The following is a 15,309-nucleotide window of genomic DNA, read 5'->3' as shown; positions in this document are numbered from 1 at the left end:
CACCCTCCGGGCCGTCCCACAGACCGACATCCGTCGCTCCATCTACTGCCGGCTCATCGCCCGCGCCCCATGATCCCGGCCGACCCGACGACTGCACGATCCGCACCGGCCGGGACAATTCCGGGGTGCTGTTGACATGGATCGCCGAAATAGCGGACGAACCGCTGGTATTGGAGCCGAACGACCGGCGGGTCGAGTGGCGGACCAACACCTGGTACCTGAGCGCGGAGGACAAGGACAGGTGGTCCCTGTCCGTGACCGAGGTGGTCGCCGCCTTCGAACGGACCGCTCAGGCCATCCGGCTCCGTATCCATGCGCTGGGCTTCGCCGGGGTGGCGACCTTCTATGTGTGGCACGACGAACAGGCCGACCAACTCCGCTGCTCCACCGGATCGGTGGCCGTCGACGAACTGCCGTTCGGCGGCAGCTACCTGGCCTCCGACGACCTCGCTCCGGTCGTCGAGGGCTTCCTGAGCGACCGACGGCCAGCCGGGACCAACCCGTCGGACCAGACCGCGCCCGATGCCATGCCTCCCTTCCCCGTCTGGGTCCGCGACGTCGGACCGGCCTCACGCTGACCTGTCCCGCAGCCCGCCGAGGCGGCGTCGAGAGCGGCCGGCCGGGATTCGCGGCTCAGCGGCCTGCGCCTGGCGCCGGGCCGGTCAGGTCAGGTCTCGCGCTGCGGGTGGTACTCGGACTCGGGTATGCCGAAGGTCCAGGCGACCCCGGCGCGGGCGGTGCGGGTGCTCGGCGGGACGCGCAGCCAGTAGGTGCGGAAGGTGCCGTCGGGCTCGGCAGTCGAGTTGACGACCTCGACCATGACCACCGGTTCGTCGTCGGGCAGGGTGATCCGCCAGAGCACCCCGGTCTCGTCGCGGTGGATGGGCTCGGCACCGGAGTCGGCCAGGTAGCGCTCGTAGCCGTAGTGCTCCAGCAGGACGCGGCGCAGTTCGGCGTTCTCCTCGGTGCGGATCCGCTCGACGGTGACGTCGGCCAGCCCGGCCAGGAACTCGGCGGGCACGGGCATGCCGCGCCAGGCGTGCAGGGCGAAGCCGTCGGCGTACTCCAGCGCGGGCCCGTCCGCCCGGTCGAGCCGCCCGGCCTCGTCGCGGTGCAGCGCGACGGGGCGCTCGCTGACCAGCGCGACGCCTTGGTACGGCCACCACCAGCCGGCCTCGCGGGCCACCCCGGCGAGCGGCGCGACGGCCTCGGCGCTGCCCCCGGCCGCGGCGGAGGCGGCCTCGAAGGCGGCGAACCAGGGGGCGTCGTGCTGGCCGCGCACGGCGTCGAGCAGGGCGAGCCGGACGGTGGTGCGCCGGGCGCGGGCGGCGGCGGCCTCGTCGTCCGAGGCCTCCTCACGGTCGGCCTCGGGGGCGAGCCGGTCGAGGACCGCCGTGCGGATGCGATCGGCGAGCGGGGTGGTGACCGGGCCGAGCTCGCCGCCGGTGAGTGCCCAGTGCGCCGCCCACCCGGCCGCGCCGACCTCCTCGACGGCCCGCCGCCGGGCCTGCTCCCAGGGCCCGGTGCGCACGGCCTCGCGTACGCTCACCGCGCCGGCGGCCCGCAGCTGCAACGCCGCCTCGGCGGCGGCGAACGGCGAGCCGAACCAGCGGACGGCCGTGGGCTCGGGCAGCCCGGCCGCCCGGTAGGCGGCCCGGACCGCGTGCTCGGCCGCCGACCGGTCGGCCGGACCAGTGGCCGCCGCAGCGGCCCGCCAGCGGGCCGTCACCTCGGCGGGCCCGGCCGTCACCGCGACCGACGGGCGGTCGGGAATCGTCGTCTCCATCGTCTGCTCCGTTCCCGGCCGGACTCCCCGCCCGGCCGTCTGCTTCCGTTCCGTTCGGCACTGCGCGTTCCACGCTGCACGTTCCGCGTTGCACGCCGCGCCCGCCCACCCGTGCACGCGCCGCCTGCCGTCGCCCGACGCCGGGCCACCCGCCCGGCTGCCGGTCCGTCAGCCGTCGGCCCGCTCGTCGGGCCCCGCGTCAGTCCGCGACCACCCGCACTGCGCCCGGGGTGTACTCGCGCTGGCGCACCACCCGGTACCAGCTCTTCGGCAGCGGTATCGCCGCATGCTCCTCGTGCACCACCCGGCCGCCTTCGGGCAGGTGCAGCCAGCCCGCGCCGAACGGACCGGCCTCCCGGCGCAGTTCCCCGGGACCGACCACGGCGTGCGCGTGGCCGGTGACCTCCCCGAGGGCCAGCACCATCCGGCCCCGGCCGTCCCGGGGCTGGACGGCCAGCGCGGCCACCCGGGGCGGCACGGCGCACTCCTCGACCGGCACGATCAGCACATCGCCCTGGCGGTACATCAGTCCTCCCTCGCCGTACGGCCGGACCCCGGCGGCTGCCGGAATCCCGGGCTCCGCCGCGCTGTTCGCGGTCACGTTCCGGAGCCACGACCAGAACGTAGGGCATGGGTCCGACAACGCGCCCGGCCCGCCACCCGGCCACCGGATTGTCGGACCCGACTGGTAGACACGTGTTCGGCCCCGACTCCTGAGGAGCAGCGCATGACCGTCAACCACCACATCGAGCAGTTCCACGGTCTCCCGGTCTTCGACTTCGTCCAGGCCCTGGACGAGGCCGCCGACGCAGGCGACGCGGCAGCCGTGCCCCTGCCGGAGCCGGCGTCGGCCGCCTGGCGGATCGGCCTGCACTACGACTCCGAGGAGGCCTTCACCGAGCGCTGGCGGCAGTTCCTCGACACGGTCGACACCGAGCGCGTGACGGCCGTGGTGATCGGCCCGTGGTTCTCCGACGAGCCGGAGCAACTCGACGCCGCCCTGGCCGCGATCGTCGAGGCGGCGGGCCGGCTGCCCGCGCTGCGAGGGCTCTTCGTCGGCGACGTCACGTACGAGGAGAGCGAGATCTCCTGGTTGGAGATGTGCGACGTCACCCCGCTGCTGACGGCCTACCCCGAGCTGACCGAGCTGGTGGTGCGCGGCGGCAGCAACTTGGAGCTGACACCCGTGCGCCACGAGGCGCTGCGAGCACTGCGATTCGAGGCCGGCGGCCTGCCGGCCGCGGTGGTGCGGGCGGTGGCCGGCTGCGACTTCCCCGTCCTGGAACGGCTCGAACTCTGGCTCGGCGTCGACAACTACGGCGGCGACGCCACGCTGAGCGACCTCGCCCCCTTCCTGGACGGCACGCGCTTCCCCGCGGTGCGCCATCTGGGCCTGCAGAACAGCGAGTTCGAGGACGCCATCGCGGCCGCCGTGGCGCACGCGCCGGTGGTGGCCCGGCTGGAGTCGCTCAGCCTCGCCATGGGCGTGCTGACCGACCAGGGCGCCACCGCCCTGCTGGAGGGCCAGCCCCTCACCCACCTGCGCGCCCTCGACCTGCACCACCACTTCCTCACCGGGGAGGTGCAGCAGCGTCTCACCGAGGCCCTGCCGGGCGTCGAGATCGACCTCTCCGAGGCCGGAAAGCCCGACGACCGGTGGCGCTACGTCGCCGTGGCCGAGTAGCCGTCACCGACCGCGCACGCCCGACGCCGCCGCACCGCCGCACCGACCAGCCCACCACGCCCATCCGTCTGGAACCGACATGACCGTCTCCCGCCACCCCGACCGCTTCCACGACCTGCCGATCCGCGACTTCACCCCCGACGACGGCACCCGCACGCCGCCCGCCGTCGGCCCGGTCGCCTGGCGGCTCGCCCTGGACTACGACGCGAAGATCGACTTCGCGCAGCTCTGGCAGGCCTTCCTCGACACCGTCGACCCTGCCGGAGTCCGCGCCCTGGTGATCGGCCCCTGGTGGCGCGGCGACTACGTCTCCGTGGCCGCCACCGTCGCCGCCGTCGCCGCGGAGGCGGAACGCCTGCCCGCCCTGGAGGCGCTCTTCCTCGGGGACGTGACCTACGACGAGTGCGAGATCTCCTGGATGGAGATGGGCGACGTCACCCCGCTGCTGACGGCCTTCCCCGGGCTGACCGAGCTGACCGTCCGCGGCGGCACGGGCCTGAGCCTCCAGCCGGTGCGGCACGACCGGCTGGCCGCGCTGCGCTTCGAGGCCGGCGGCCTGCCGGCCCGGGTGGTGCGGGCGGTGGCGGCTTCCGAGCTGCCGGCGCTGGAGCGCCTGACGCTCTGGCTCGGCGTGGACGAGTACGGCGGTGACGCCACGATCGACGACCTCGGGCCCTTCCTGGACGGCACCCGCCTCCCGAGCCTGCGCCACCTCGGGCTGGCCAACAGCGAGTTCCAGGACGAGATCGCCTCGGCCGTCGCGCACGCACCCGTGGTGGCCCGGCTGGAGTCGCTCGACCTGTCCATGGGCGTGCTCTCCGACGACGGTGCCGCCGCCCTGCTGGAGGGCCAGCCGCTCACCCACCTGCGCGCCCTCGACCTGCACCACCACTACGTCAGCGAGGAGCTGCAGCAGCGCCTCACCGAGGCCCTGCCCGGGGTCGCGCTCGACCTCTCCGAGGCCGAGGACCCCGACGAGGACGAGGACGACGGGGACCGCTACGTCGCGGTCGCCGAGTAGGCGGGTGACGGCACGATGACACCGCGGCTGACCGTCCTGGGCAATCCCGGGCACCGGCGGGTGACGCTGTTCGCCGCCGCCGCCCGGGCCGCCGGGCTGCCCGAGCCCGCCGTCCTGCCCTGGCTGGACGTGCTGCGCGGCGACTACCGGCTGCCCGAGGACGGCCTGCTGCGGATCGAGTCGCCCGGCGAGGAGGCCCTGGTCGACGAACTGCTGCGCGGCCCGGCGCTCGGCCCGTCCTACGCACCGACCCGGGTCGAGGGCACGGCCGCCTGGTACGCGGGGGTGACGGCCGCACTGCGCGAGCTGGCCGGGCGCCCCGGCGTACGGCTGCTGGGCGATCCGGAGGAGATCGCCGTGATGTTCGACAAACGGCGGGCACACGCGCTCCTCGCCGCCGCCGGGGTGCCGGTACCCCGGGCGCTGGGCGGCGAGGTCACCGGCTGGGAGCAGTTGCGCGGGCGGCTGGCCACGGCCGGCCTGCGCCGGGTCTTCGTCAAGCCCGCGCACGGCTCCTCCGCCTCCGGGGTGACGGCCCTGCAGTTCGGGCCGCGCGGGCAGATCCTGGCCACCACTTCGGTCGAGCTGGCCGACGGGCTGCTGCACAACTCGCTGCGGGTCCGCCAGTACCGCGGCGAGCGGGAGGTGGCCGAGATCATCGACCGGCTGGCACCGGACGGGCTGCACGTCGAGCAGTGGATCCCGAAGGCCGCGCAGTCCGGCCGCTCGGCCGACCTGCGCGTGGTGGTGGTCGCCGGCCGGGCCACCCACGCGGTGGTGCGCACGAGCGCGCAACCGATGACCAACCTGCACCTCGGCGGCGCCCGGGGCAGCCTCGACCTGGCCCGGGAAGCCGCCGGGCCCGCATGGCCGGCCCTGCTGGAGACGGCCGAGCGCGCGGCGGCCTGCTTCCCCGGCTCGTTGATGGTCGGGGTCGACGTCCTGCCCACGGCGGGCTGGCGGCGCGCCCTGGTCGGCGAGGTCAACGCCTTCGGCGACCTGCTCCCCAACCTCACCGGTCTGCCCGGCGGCCCCGCCGAGGGCCTCGACACCTACGGCGCCCAGCTCGCCGCCCTCACCGGGGCCACCGGCCGCACCACCGGCCGCGCCACCGGAACGCCCCTCCCCACCCCGACGGACCACCAGATCACGGAACCCTCCCGATGAACCACCAGACCTCCCCCCACACCCAGGCTCCCGCTCCGGCCACCGACATGAACGCGGTCGTCGGCACGCACGACCTGCTGCTCGTCACGCTCGACACGCTCCGCTTCGACGTCGCCGAGGAACTGGCCGCCGCAGGCCGCATCCCGCACCTCGCCTCCTTCCTCCCCGGCGGCCGCTGGGAGCGCCGGCACGCGCCCGGCAGCTTCACCTACGCCTCCCACCAGGCGATCCTGGCCGGTTTCCTGCCCACCCCGGCCTCCCCCGGCGGCCCCCACCCGCGCCTGTTCGCGGCCCGCTTCGCCGGCTCCGAGAGCACCGCCCCGCGCACCTGGGTGTTCGACGCACCGGATCTGCCGACCGCCCTCGCCGCCGCCGGGTACCGGACGGTCTGCATCGGCGGCGTGGGCTTCTTCAACAAGCAGGGCCCGCTCGGCTCGGTGCTGCCCGGCCTGTTCCAGGAGAGCCACTGGGATCCCGGGATGGGCGTGCCGTCCCCGACGTCCTTCGAGGAGCAGGTCGCCCGGGCGGAGCGGGTCGCCGCCGAACAACCCGCCGGGCAACCGCTGTTCCTGTTCCTGAACGTCTCGGCGCTGCACCAGCCCAACTGGTTCCACCTGCCCGGCGCCACCCGTGAGCACGGCGATTCCCGGGCCAGCCACGCCGCCGCCCTGGAGTACGTGGACGCCCACATCGGCCGGCTCTTCGCGGCGATGAGCTCCCGCCGCCCCTGCTTCGCGATCGTCTGCTCCGACCACGGCACGGCGTACGGCGAGGACGGCTACACCGGGCACCGGATCGGCCACGAGGTGGTCTGGACCGTCCCGTACGCCCACTTCACCATCCCCGCGGCCGTCCCCGCGGCCGCCCCCGATGCCGCCGCAGCCAGCCCTGCCACCGCTGCCGTCCCCACCAACGCCACCGCCGCCACCACCGAGGAGCGCGCATGACCACCGCACCCCCGCGCCCCGAATCGCCCTACCAGTCCTACGTCTACGCCTACCCGCACAAGACCGCCTACCGCCCGCTGCCCGAGCGCCCGGGGCTGCGCGAGCTGTGGGCCGGCGAGGCGCAGGACGCGCTCTCGCTCTACCTGCACATCCCGTTCTGCGAGGTCCGCTGCGGCTTCTGCAACCTGTTCACCAGGATCGGCAGCCCCGAGGGCCTGACCACCGCGTACCTGGACGCCCTGGAGCGCCAGGCGGCGGCCGTCCGCACCGCGCTGGACGAGGGCGCGCGCTTCGCGCTGGCCGCCTTCGGCGGCGGCACACCCACCTATCTGACGGCCCGCGAGCTGGAGCGGCTGTGCGACATCGCCGAGCGGCGGATGGGCGCCGACCTGCGGGCGATACCGCTCTCGGTGGAGGCCTCCCCCGCCACCGCGACCGCCGACCGGCTGGAGGTCCTGGCCGCCCGGGGCACCACCCGGCTGAGCCTCGGCATACAGTCCTTCGTCGACGCCGAGGCCCGCTCCGCCGTGCGCCCGCAGAAGCGGGCCGAGGTGGAGGCCGCCCTCGGCCGGATCCGTGCCGCCGGGTTCCCGGTGCTCAACATCGACCTCATCTACGGCATCGACGGCCAGTCCGAGGCCAGTTGGCTGCACTCGCTGGACACCGCGCTCGCGTGGCAGCCCGAGGAGCTGTACCTCTACCCGCTCTACGTGCGCCCGCTCACCGGCCTGGCCCGGCGCGGCGAGCAGGAGAGCCACTCCGCCTGGGACACCCGCCGGCTCGCGCTCTACCGCACCGGCCGCGACCACCTGCTGGCCCAGGGCTACGAACAGGTGTCGATGCGGATGTTCCGCCGTGCCGCTTCCCCACAGGCCGGGGCGAGCGAGTACGCCTGCCAGACGGACGGCATGGTCGGCCTGGGCTGCGGCGCCCGCTCCTACACCTCGCGGCTGCACTACTCCTTCGACTACGCGGTGAACGCCACCGAGGTGCGCGGAATCATCGACGACTTCGTCGCCACCGAGGACTTCCACCACGCCGAGGTGGGGCACCGGATGAGCGGCGAGGAACCACGCCGACGGCACCTGGTGCAGTCCCTGCTCCAGGCCGAGGGCATGCCGCTGGCCGACTACCGGGCCCGCTTCGGCAGCACACCGGCCGCCGACTTCCCGGCGGAGCTGGCCGAGTTCACCGCGCGCGGCTGGCTCGCCGACGACCAGGACCGCCTGGTGCTCAGCCCGGAGGGCCTGGCGCACTCGGACGCGGCCGGGCCGATGCTGTTCTCGCCCGAGGTCCGGGCCCTGATGACGGCGTACGAGGCGAAATGACCTTCCTCGGCCTGCCGTCCACCACCCCGCCCGCACCGCGCACACCGCGCGCACCGAGCACCGAGAGCGCACCGACCGACGCGGCCGACGGTGGGCGCGACCTCACCCTGCTCTACCGTGGCCCGCTCGCCTCCTGCGACTACGACTGCCCCTACTGCCCGTTCGCCAAGCGCCGCGACACACCCGATCAACTGCGCGCCGACCGCGCGGCCTTGGAGCGGTTCACCGGCTGGGCGGCCGGCCGGGCGGGCAGTGGTGACACCCTCGCCCTGCTGTTCACGCCCTGGGGCGAGGGCCTGGTGCGGTCCTGGTACCGACGGGCGCTGGCCGAGCTGAGTCGGCTCCCGCACGTACGCCGGGTGGCGATCCAGACCAACCTCAGCTGCCGGACCGACTGGCTCGCCGAGGCCGATTCCGACACCCTCGCGCTCTGGGTGACATACCACCCCGGCCAGGTCACCCGGGAGCGTTTCCTCGCCAAGTGCCGGGAGCTGGACGCCATGGGCGTGCGCTACAGCGTCGGCGTGGTCGGCCAGCCCGAGCACCTGGCCGAGGCCCGCCGACTGCGCGCCGAGCTCGACGCAGGCGTCTACCTCTGGGTCAACGCCGCCGAGGGCCGCACCTACACCGACGCCGAGGCCGCAGACTGGGCGGCCGTCGACCCGCACTTCGGCTACAGCCGGCACGCCCACCCCAGCGCCGACCGCCCCTGCCGCACCGGCGAGTCCGTGCTCTCCGTGGACGGCGACGGCACCGTCCGCCGCTGCCACTTCGTCCGGGACGTCCTCGGCAACCTGTACGACGGCTCCTACCGCACCCAACTGCGGGCGCGCGGCTGCCCGTTGCCGGTCTGCGACTGCCACATCGGCTACGTCCACCTGGAGACCCTGCCGCTGTACGAGCTGTTCGGCGCCGGCGTGCTGGAGCGGGTGCCACACGACTGGCCACCGCGCGGTTGAGGCCGGGCGGCGGGACGCGACAACCCGATTGCCGGACGTGGCCGCCACCCGTGAAAGCCCACGAACGACCTTGCAGGACCCTCCGCGACCGCCCGCACACGCCCCGGCTCCGCCCCGACTCCAGCCCGGCGCGCCCCACCGCCGCCCATCGCCGCCCATCGCCGCCCCCGCCCCGCCCCCGTGGGCGCCCGCCCGCCAACATCCCTAGCCTGGAAGCAGGAGGAGGCGAAGCACCATGCTTGGAGACGCACCACTGCAGGCCGTCATCCCCGCCGCCGACCTCGCCCGCGCGAGGAGTTTCTACACCGACACCCTCGGCCTCAAGCTCGCCGAGGAGACCGACGAGGAACTGGTCTGCGACTGCGGCGGCACCCAGTTCACGATCTACCACACACCCAGCGGCGGACAGGCCGCCCACACCCTCGCCAGCTTCAAGGTCGCCGACCTCGACGGCGCGATGTCCGCCCTGCGTGAGCGCGGCATCACGTTCGAGGAGTACGACTTCCCCGGGCTGAAGACCGTCAACGGCATCGCCGAACGCGACAACCTGCGCGCCGCCTGGTTCAAGGACAGCGAGGGCAACATCCTCTGCCTGGCCCAGTCCGTCAGCCAGTAGCACGATCCCCCCGGCCCCACCCTCGGCTCAACCCGCTGCCCCGCCCGTTCACCACGAGCAGACGGGGTAGCGGCCCAGACGACCGGACGGGAGGCTCAGCGCATGCCCTCGTGCCGGGGGACCCCGTGCCGCAGCCGGTGCTCCGCGAGGCGCTTCCGGTCGACGACGTGATCCGGCGCCTCCCGCAGCCGGCCCAGCACGGAACTGTCGCCGCGGCTCACCACCGTGAGGTCGTCGTTGACGACCAGCATGCCGAAGTCGAACAGCACGTGGTGGTTGGCACACAGGCAGAGAACGTTGTCGACGGTGTCCGATCCGTAATGCGGACTCCCCAGGGGCGTGATGTGTGCGGCCTCGGCATAGGCGCCGCCCGGGACCTCCATGCGGACGCCGCACAACTGACAGGTGTAGTCGTGCGCACGTTTCACGTGGGTGGCGATCGCGGTGTTCCGGACGACGCGCACGACCGACGTCGCGGACCGGACCGGCCCCGCCTCCCGACCGTCCTCATCCGCCGGAGCCGTCCCCCGATCCGCCAGCCGATCCGCCGCCCGATCGGTCACCGTAGCCGCTACCGGAACCGCTACCTGAGCCGTCACCCGATCCGATACCCGGGCGACTGCCGCAGCCTGTTCGACCGGGGGAAGGGCGACCAGGCGGAACCGCCACACGAGGAAACCGCCGGAGGAGGTCTCGGACCAGAGGTCCTCGACCCGGAAGAGCCCGTCGTAGCGGTAGAAGGAACGGGTCCCGGTGGTGACTCCCCGGACCACGCGAACCGGGGCCCCGGTCGCCGCGCTCGTCGCCAGGGCCGCGTTGCCGCGCGTCAGCTGCTGGTTCCGGGCCGGCTGCCCCGTCCGCGGGCTCCGCCCGCCCTCCCCGGTGTAGAGGATCACATCACCAAGATCCTCGTCGTCCTCGTACCCACCGGAGACCACGATCGATTCGGCGCCGAGTTCCCGCAGGCCGCAGATACCGGCCTGGAGCGGTCGGTGCACGCCGGCGTGCGAAAGCGTCCGGCGGTTGTCGAACTCCTGGCCCAGTCGTACGCCCGGCACCGGCCCGATGCCGTCGGGGAGCGGGCCGAACTCGACGGGCGCCTGCCCTTCCGGGAGGGCCGTGGCCAGTTCCCTGACCCTCGCCCGCTCCTCCTGGCGCGCCGTCTGGGCGCGGAAGAGCACCTCCCCGATGAAGGTGTCCCGGGTGGCCGCCAGCCAGGCGCTGTCATCGGGGCGCAGCGCGGACAGCCCGTCGAAGAGTTCGCGAAGCCGCGACTCCGTCGGAACGGTCCGTCCGTCCAGGTAGGAGTCGAGCGTTCGCGCGCTCAGGTCGCAGTGGCGCGCCACCCGTTCGGTCGACGGGTCGCCGACCTTGCTCCACAGTCCGCGCAGCGCGCGGGTGAAGTCCTCCTCCTCGGGTGTGCGGCCGGCCGTCGCCGCGCCCTCTCGGCGGGCCGCCTCCGCGAGGTCTTCCTCGGCGGAGCGTCGCAGGTCGTGCCACTGCCGCCGTTCGAGCTCGCTGCCGCTGCCCCACGCCTCGACCATGGCGTCCAGGTTCTTGGCGCTCGGCAGGCGGGATCCGTTCAGGGCGGCGTAGACCGCCGTCCGCGAGGCGCCTCGCGCGACGACCGTCTCGACCGTGCCCCGGGAGCGTTCCTTGAGTTCGCGGAGCTCGCGGGCGAAGGAGACCAGCGGGCCCGTTCCACTCAGTGGGAGCCTGCGCGCCATATCCCCACCGTGATATTCCTCACAGTTCCTCTCCCGTTTCGCATGATGTGGGTCACATGAATGGCGCCAGTGCGCCTCTGACCTGGACCAACATCAACTTTCTCAAGTCCCGCGATGTTTTCTGCGGTTTTTCGGCCTTCCACGGCTCTGTCATCGTAGCCACTGTCGGTACGAGCCGTACGCCCCACAACGGAGCGACGGCTCCCTGCGCCAACAGGAAGCCGTCATCACTCGTAGCCCCATCAACACCCGGAGAACTACATGCACGAGGGTACGGGGATTCCCGCGTCGGGCGGAAGCGCCCAGGCCACGGGCACCGCACCGCCCGCACCGGGCCCCCGCTGGCTCGCTCCGGCCGGCGTCGCCGCGACCGGCGCGGGCCCGGTCGCGGCCGGCTTCCAGAGCAACAACACCATCGCGATCATCTCGGCGGCCCCGAGCCTCGTCGTGGTGCTGCTGTTCTTCTTCGGGGTCGTCTGCCCGGCGGTCTGGTCGCGCAAGGCCCAGCGCAAGAAGGCGGCCCTCAACGTGCTCAACGCGCTCATCGGGCGGAACCCCACGAGCCCCACGAGCCCGCCGCCCCGTCGGTAGGCCCACGACCCCGCCACGCCACACCGCACCTCGCCCGCGCCCCGGCCCCGATCCCCCGCACCCGACGCCCGACGCCCGACGCCCGACGCCGCCCACCCTCCTGCGGACGGACACCTCCGGTGGCGGGGCGGGCCGGGCTGGCCTTGACTGGGGCGGATCGTTGCCCCGCTGCGGGAGGACCGAGGGATGAGGTCGGTGAGGGAGGCCGCCGGCCGCTGGGGGGAGCGGCTGGCCCGGGGCCGCGGGCGGTGGGAGCGGGCACGGGTCGATGCCGAGCGACGCTTCCCGGTGATCACCGAGCTGACGGCCCGGCTGCTCTCCCCCGGGCTGCTGGACGCCGCCACCCGGATGGCCTCCCAGATCTTCCTGACCTCCGTACCGCTGCTGTTCGCGGTGGCCGCGTTCGCCCCGGCCGATGTGCGGGACCAGCTGGTGGCCTCGCTCCGCGCGCTGTTCGGCGTCTCCGGCGCCTCGGATCAGGAGCTGCGCCAGGCGCTGTACGGCAACGGGGACCTGCGAGGCACCACCGGAATCATCGGCCTGCTGATGGCACTGCTGTCGGCGACCAGTTGCAGCCGCGCGGTGGCCCGGGTCTGCGAGCACGCCTGGCGGCTGCCGAAGGCCGGTACCCGGGCGGCGGGCTGGCGGTGGCTGCTGTGGATCGTGGCCTGGCTGATGGTGCTGGTCTTCCAGGGCTCGCTGCGGGACGGCTTCGGCGTCGGCTTCTGGCTGGGCCTGCCGCTCACCTTCGCGGCGTCCTTCGTGGTCTGGTGGTGGACCACCCACCTGCTGTTGAGCGCCCGGGTCGGCTGGCTGCCGCTGCTGCCCGGCGCGCTGCTGACGGCCGCCGCGGCCACCGCGATGTCACTGACCGCCCGGGTCTACATGCCGGGCGCGCTGAACCGCAGTCTGGCCCAGTACGGTTCGCTGGGGCTGGTGCTGATCCTGCTGTCCTGGCTGATCGCGCTCTGTGCCGCCATCACCTTCTCCGTCACGGCGGGGGCGGTACTGGCCCAGGGGCCCCCACTGAACGTCTACCTGGGCGCGCCCGCCCCGGGCCCCCCGCGCACCGGCTGATCCGTCGACGCCGCCACCACCCCGACGCCGCCACCACCCCGACGCAGCCACCGACCACCGCCGCCACCACGACACAGCCACCACGGAGCAGCCACCACCGTCAACGCCGGCGCAGCCGCCGTCGGACGAGCCGGCCCGTGGCGACCGGGTCCCAGGAGCCCGGGCGGTCCCGGGTCAGCGGGTAGCAGGCCAGGCCGATCAGCACGGCGCTGAAGTGGCCGATGCTGGTGTAGTCCCGGCTCTGCACGACGCCCAGGCCGTAGAAGACCAGCACACCGGCCACGTACAGATACCGCCAGGGCCGCACGATCAGATAGGTGAGCACCGCGACCACCCCGGCGAGCGCGTAGCTGACGCCGTAGTCGAGGGTGTAGACGGCCCTCGGCGGGGCGATGCCGCGGTGGATCGCCCACCCGAGCACGCCCTCGCTGAGGTAGGTCGCGCCGACGTGCGCGATCATCGCGACCGAGATCCAGCGCAGGGTGCCGAGCCAGCGTTCGGCGGGCACGTGGAAGAGGTTGTAGAGCAGGAAGTAGCTCAGCCACCCGCCGCCCGCGATCCACAGCGCGCTGGTGATCAGCACGCGCACCGGTGAGACCTGGAGGTGGTGCAGGTTGGTCGAGCGCCGTTCCAGGATCCGGTCGGCGGTCGCGCTGTCGACGTGGTGGATCACCTGCGTGGTGGCGAGCAGGATCGCCAGCCAGACGTAGGTGCCCGGGGCCCGGCCGACGTAGGTCAGGACCGCGTGCGCGAGCCGTGCCCACCAGGGGCGCCGGTGTCCGGGCGCGTTGGTGGTGCCACCGGTCATCGGCGCCTCCTCGACGGTTCCCTTCACCCTCACCCGGGGCGCCTCCGGGCGCGCCCACGCGGTGCGCCCTTCGAGTGACCGGGTCTCGCGGACGGTCTACGCACCGACTACGCACCGACCCCGGGCGCCCAGGCACCGAACGCGAGTTCGGTCCGCGAGGAGATCCCCCGGGGCTGGCGTACGCTGGCGCTCTGACCGCCCGGAACGGGCCGCCGGGGGCTGCCGGGCGGCACCACCGGGACCGCACAGCGAGGGCGACGGGCACGATGAGCGAGCGCGGCACGACGACCGCACCTGCGGGTATCGACGCCGGCCCCGGCGCGCGGCATCCGGCGCTGCGCGTGGCGGAGCGACTACGGCTGACCACGGTGTACGTGCTGCTGCTGACCGCGACGGCCTGCTGGCTGGCCGGCCAGAGCCACGGCGCCCGGGCCCGGTTCGTCCGGCACAACAGCAGCAACGTCCACCACATGGAGGTCGGCAAGTGGTGGACGATGTTCACCAGCGGGCTGGTGGTCGACGGGGTGCCCGCCTGGGCGGGCATCGCGGCGGTGGCCGTGGTGCTGGGCCTGGCGGAGTGGCGCTGGGGCCCGGCCCGGGCCGGCGCGGTCTTCGTCTTCGGGCACCTGGGCGCCACCCTGCTCACCGAGGGCGCCATGTGGGTGATGCTCACCGTCCGGATCCCGGGGGCGCTGTCCCGGGCGCGTGACGTCGGGATCAGCTACGGCCTGGTCGGCACCGCCGGCTGCCTGCTGGCCCTGGGCCCGGCCCCGTTGCGCCGGTTCGGGCTGCCTGCGCTCGGGCTGGGGCTGGCCGTGGCCTGGGCGCTGGACCAGCAACTGGCCGACGCCGGGCACCTGGTGGCGCTGGGCCTCGGCGCACTGGCCGCCCAGACGCCCTGGCTGCGCACCCGGGCGCGAGCCCGGGCCCGGGTGCCAGTCTCCGCCACACACTGACGGCGCTCCGACGTTCCTCCGGCGCTCCTCCGGCGCTCCTCCCGGCGCTCCTCCCCGGGGTCTTGCGATCACCCCTACCCCGAGTAATGCTGATTACATGATTACAACCTCACCCGAAGAGCTCCGGGGGTGGTTCACCGGCCGCCTCCCCGCCGACCTGTTCACCGATCTCGTCGAGATCACCGCGGACCGCGAGGAGATCACCGTCGTCGGCCGCATCACCGAGCCCACCCTCGACCGGACGGCCCCGGACGCCGAGCGCGAAGCGGCGCTCGAGGGCCGGATCGCCGAGTTCCGCGACCGGACCAGGGACGCCCGGATCGCCGTCGCCCGGGAGGCCGAGCGCCGCTACGGCCGCAAGGTCTCCTGGGGCGCCGAGTGCGGCGACCTGAGGGGCATGTTCACCACCGTCTCCGCCCCCGTCATGACCCGGCTGCGCCAGCCCGAACGGCAGGTGCTCGACACCCTGGTGGAGGCGGGCGTCGCCCGCAGCCGCAGCGAGGCGCTCGCCTGGTGTGTCCGCCTGGTGCAGAGCCACTCCGACACCTGGCTCACCGAACTGAGCGAGTCGCTGGAGAACGTCCGCCGCCTGCGCGCCCAGGGGCCGGACGCCGACGGCGCCTCCTGACGCCCCTCCCGCGG

16 protein-coding genes are annotated in these 15,309 nt (G+C 73.9%); 12 read left to right on the top strand and 4 right to left on the bottom strand.

Going from position 1 to position 15,309, the window contains the following annotated elements; genetic code table 11:
- The first annotated feature begins 125 nt into the window (after window positions 1-125).
- Window positions 126-578, top strand: coding sequence for a hypothetical protein (locus OG556_RS32210; RefSeq protein ID WP_371522363.1), 453 nt, complete (start codon window positions 126-128; stop codon window positions 576-578).
- Window positions 579-667: 89 nt separating this feature from the next.
- Here the strand turns inward: OG556_RS32210 and OG556_RS32205 are convergent, their stop codons facing one another.
- Entirely contained in the window at window positions 668-1,786 is a 1,119-nt protein-coding gene (locus tag OG556_RS32205; protein WP_371522361.1) for a DUF6745 domain-containing protein, read from the bottom strand.
- A gap of 199 nt (window positions 1,787-1,985) precedes the next feature.
- Complete coding sequence (locus OG556_RS32200; RefSeq protein WP_371523004.1) at window positions 1,986-2,312, bottom strand: hypothetical protein; 327 nt, start codon at window positions 2,310-2,312, stop codon at window positions 1,986-1,988.
- A 201-nt stretch (window positions 2,313-2,513) separates the two neighbouring features.
- Between OG556_RS32200 and OG556_RS32195 the strand changes: the two genes are divergently transcribed.
- The 7 genes from OG556_RS32195 (at window position 2,514) to OG556_RS32165 (ending at window position 9,508) form a co-directional block, all read left to right on the top strand.
- Window positions 2,514-3,470 (top strand): STM4015 family protein, encoded by a 957-nt coding sequence (locus OG556_RS32195; RefSeq protein WP_371522359.1) that lies wholly within the window; start codon window positions 2,514-2,516, stop codon window positions 3,468-3,470.
- 79 nt (window positions 3,471-3,549) lie between these two features.
- Window positions 3,550-4,491: an STM4015 family protein gene (locus OG556_RS32190; RefSeq protein ID WP_371522357.1), complete on the top strand. Its 942-nt coding sequence runs from the start codon at window positions 3,550-3,552 to the stop codon at window positions 4,489-4,491.
- A gap of 15 nt (window positions 4,492-4,506) precedes the next feature.
- Complete coding sequence (locus OG556_RS32185) at window positions 4,507-5,658, top strand: STM4014 family protein (RefSeq protein ID WP_371522355.1); 1,152 nt, start codon at window positions 4,507-4,509, stop codon at window positions 5,656-5,658.
- Window positions 5,659-5,705: 47 nt separating this feature from the next.
- Entirely contained in the window at window positions 5,706-6,605 is a 900-nt protein-coding gene (locus OG556_RS32180) for an STM4013/SEN3800 family hydrolase (protein ID WP_371523002.1), read from the top strand.
- Window positions 6,602-7,933: an STM4012 family radical SAM protein gene (locus OG556_RS32175; protein ID WP_371522353.1), complete on the top strand. Its 1,332-nt coding sequence runs from the start codon at window positions 6,602-6,604 to the stop codon at window positions 7,931-7,933. The genes OG556_RS32180 and OG556_RS32175 overlap by 4 nt, the downstream gene beginning before the upstream one ends.
- On the top strand, window positions 7,930-8,892 hold the full coding sequence (locus tag OG556_RS32170) for an STM4011 family radical SAM protein (RefSeq protein WP_371522351.1): 963 nt from the start codon (window positions 7,930-7,932) through the stop codon (window positions 8,890-8,892). The genes OG556_RS32175 and OG556_RS32170 overlap by 4 nt, the downstream gene beginning before the upstream one ends.
- 235 nt (window positions 8,893-9,127) lie before the next feature.
- The gene (locus OG556_RS32165) at window positions 9,128-9,508 is read left to right on the top strand and encodes a VOC family protein (RefSeq protein WP_063350712.1); all 381 of its coding nucleotides are present in this window, start codon (window positions 9,128-9,130) and stop codon (window positions 9,506-9,508) included.
- 95 nt (window positions 9,509-9,603) lie between these two features.
- Here the strand turns inward: OG556_RS32165 and OG556_RS32160 are convergent, their stop codons facing one another.
- A complete protein-coding gene (locus OG556_RS32160) occupies window positions 9,604-11,235 on the bottom strand; it encodes a YDG/SRA domain-containing protein (protein ID WP_371522349.1) in 1,632 nt (543 codons plus the stop codon).
- Window positions 11,236-11,496: 261 nt separating this feature from the next.
- Between OG556_RS32160 and OG556_RS32155 the strand changes: the two genes are divergently transcribed.
- Window positions 11,497-11,826, top strand: a complete 330-nt coding sequence (locus OG556_RS32155) for a hypothetical protein (protein ID WP_371522347.1) — start codon at window positions 11,497-11,499, stop codon at window positions 11,824-11,826.
- Window positions 11,827-12,012: 186 nt separating this feature from the next.
- On the top strand, window positions 12,013-12,903 hold the full coding sequence (locus OG556_RS32150; RefSeq protein WP_371522345.1) for a YhjD/YihY/BrkB family envelope integrity protein: 891 nt from the start codon (window positions 12,013-12,015) through the stop codon (window positions 12,901-12,903).
- A 100-nt stretch (window positions 12,904-13,003) separates the two neighbouring features.
- Here the strand turns inward: OG556_RS32150 and OG556_RS32145 are convergent, their stop codons facing one another.
- A complete protein-coding gene (locus OG556_RS32145; RefSeq protein ID WP_371522343.1) occupies window positions 13,004-13,711 on the bottom strand; it encodes a rhomboid-like protein in 708 nt (235 codons plus the stop codon).
- 266 nt (window positions 13,712-13,977) lie between these two features.
- On the opposite strand from OG556_RS32145, the gene OG556_RS32140 reads away from it, so the two are divergent.
- Together OG556_RS32140 and OG556_RS32135 are read left to right on the top strand one after the other, a co-directional pair.
- Window positions 13,978-14,667, top strand: coding sequence for a rhomboid-like protein (locus tag OG556_RS32140; protein ID WP_371522341.1), 690 nt, complete (start codon window positions 13,978-13,980; stop codon window positions 14,665-14,667).
- Window positions 14,668-14,764: 97 nt separating this feature from the next.
- Entirely contained in the window at window positions 14,765-15,295 is a 531-nt protein-coding gene (locus tag OG556_RS32135) for a hypothetical protein (protein ID WP_371522340.1), read from the top strand.
- The last annotated feature ends 14 nt before the right edge of the window (window positions 15,296-15,309 follow it).

Origin of the sequence: Kitasatospora sp. NBC_01300 (genome assembly GCF_041435235.1) — a bacterium.
Taxonomy (GTDB): domain Bacteria; phylum Actinomycetota; class Actinomycetes; order Streptomycetales; family Streptomycetaceae; genus Kitasatospora.
Note: the sequence above shows the minus strand (reverse complement) of the source record. Positions and strands in the feature narration are given on the sequence as shown.

Excerpts from the sequence above, each read along its gene's own strand:
- OG556_RS32205 (WP_371522361.1), bottom strand. The coding sequence starts at position 1,786 with ATGGAGACGACGATTCCCGACCGCCCGTCGGTCGCGGTGACGGCCGGG.
- OG556_RS32200 (WP_371523004.1), bottom strand. The coding sequence starts at position 2,312 with ATGTACCGCCAGGGCGATGTGCTGATCGTGCCGGTCGAGGAGTGCGCC.
- OG556_RS32195 (WP_371522359.1), top strand. The coding sequence starts at position 2,514 with ATGACCGTCAACCACCACATCGAGCAGTTCCACGGTCTCCCGGTCTTC.
- OG556_RS32190 (WP_371522357.1), top strand. The coding sequence starts at position 3,550 with ATGACCGTCTCCCGCCACCCCGACCGCTTCCACGACCTGCCGATCCGC.
- OG556_RS32185 (WP_371522355.1), top strand. The coding sequence starts at position 4,507 with ATGACACCGCGGCTGACCGTCCTGGGCAATCCCGGGCACCGGCGGGTG.
- OG556_RS32180 (WP_371523002.1), top strand. The coding sequence starts at position 5,706 with ATGAACGCGGTCGTCGGCACGCACGACCTGCTGCTCGTCACGCTCGAC.
- OG556_RS32175 (WP_371522353.1), top strand. The coding sequence starts at position 6,602 with ATGACCACCGCACCCCCGCGCCCCGAATCGCCCTACCAGTCCTACGTC.
- OG556_RS32170 (WP_371522351.1), top strand. The coding sequence starts at position 7,930 with ATGACCTTCCTCGGCCTGCCGTCCACCACCCCGCCCGCACCGCGCACA.
- OG556_RS32165 (WP_063350712.1), top strand. The coding sequence starts at position 9,128 with ATGCTTGGAGACGCACCACTGCAGGCCGTCATCCCCGCCGCCGACCTC.
- OG556_RS32160 (WP_371522349.1), bottom strand. The coding sequence starts at position 11,235 with ATGGCGCGCAGGCTCCCACTGAGTGGAACGGGCCCGCTGGTCTCCTTC.
- OG556_RS32155 (WP_371522347.1), top strand. The coding sequence starts at position 11,497 with ATGCACGAGGGTACGGGGATTCCCGCGTCGGGCGGAAGCGCCCAGGCC.
- OG556_RS32150 (WP_371522345.1), top strand. The coding sequence starts at position 12,013 with ATGAGGTCGGTGAGGGAGGCCGCCGGCCGCTGGGGGGAGCGGCTGGCC.
- OG556_RS32145 (WP_371522343.1), bottom strand. The coding sequence starts at position 13,711 with ATGACCGGTGGCACCACCAACGCGCCCGGACACCGGCGCCCCTGGTGG.
- OG556_RS32140 (WP_371522341.1), top strand. The coding sequence starts at position 13,978 with ATGAGCGAGCGCGGCACGACGACCGCACCTGCGGGTATCGACGCCGGC.
- OG556_RS32135 (WP_371522340.1), top strand. The coding sequence starts at position 14,765 with ATGATTACAACCTCACCCGAAGAGCTCCGGGGGTGGTTCACCGGCCGC.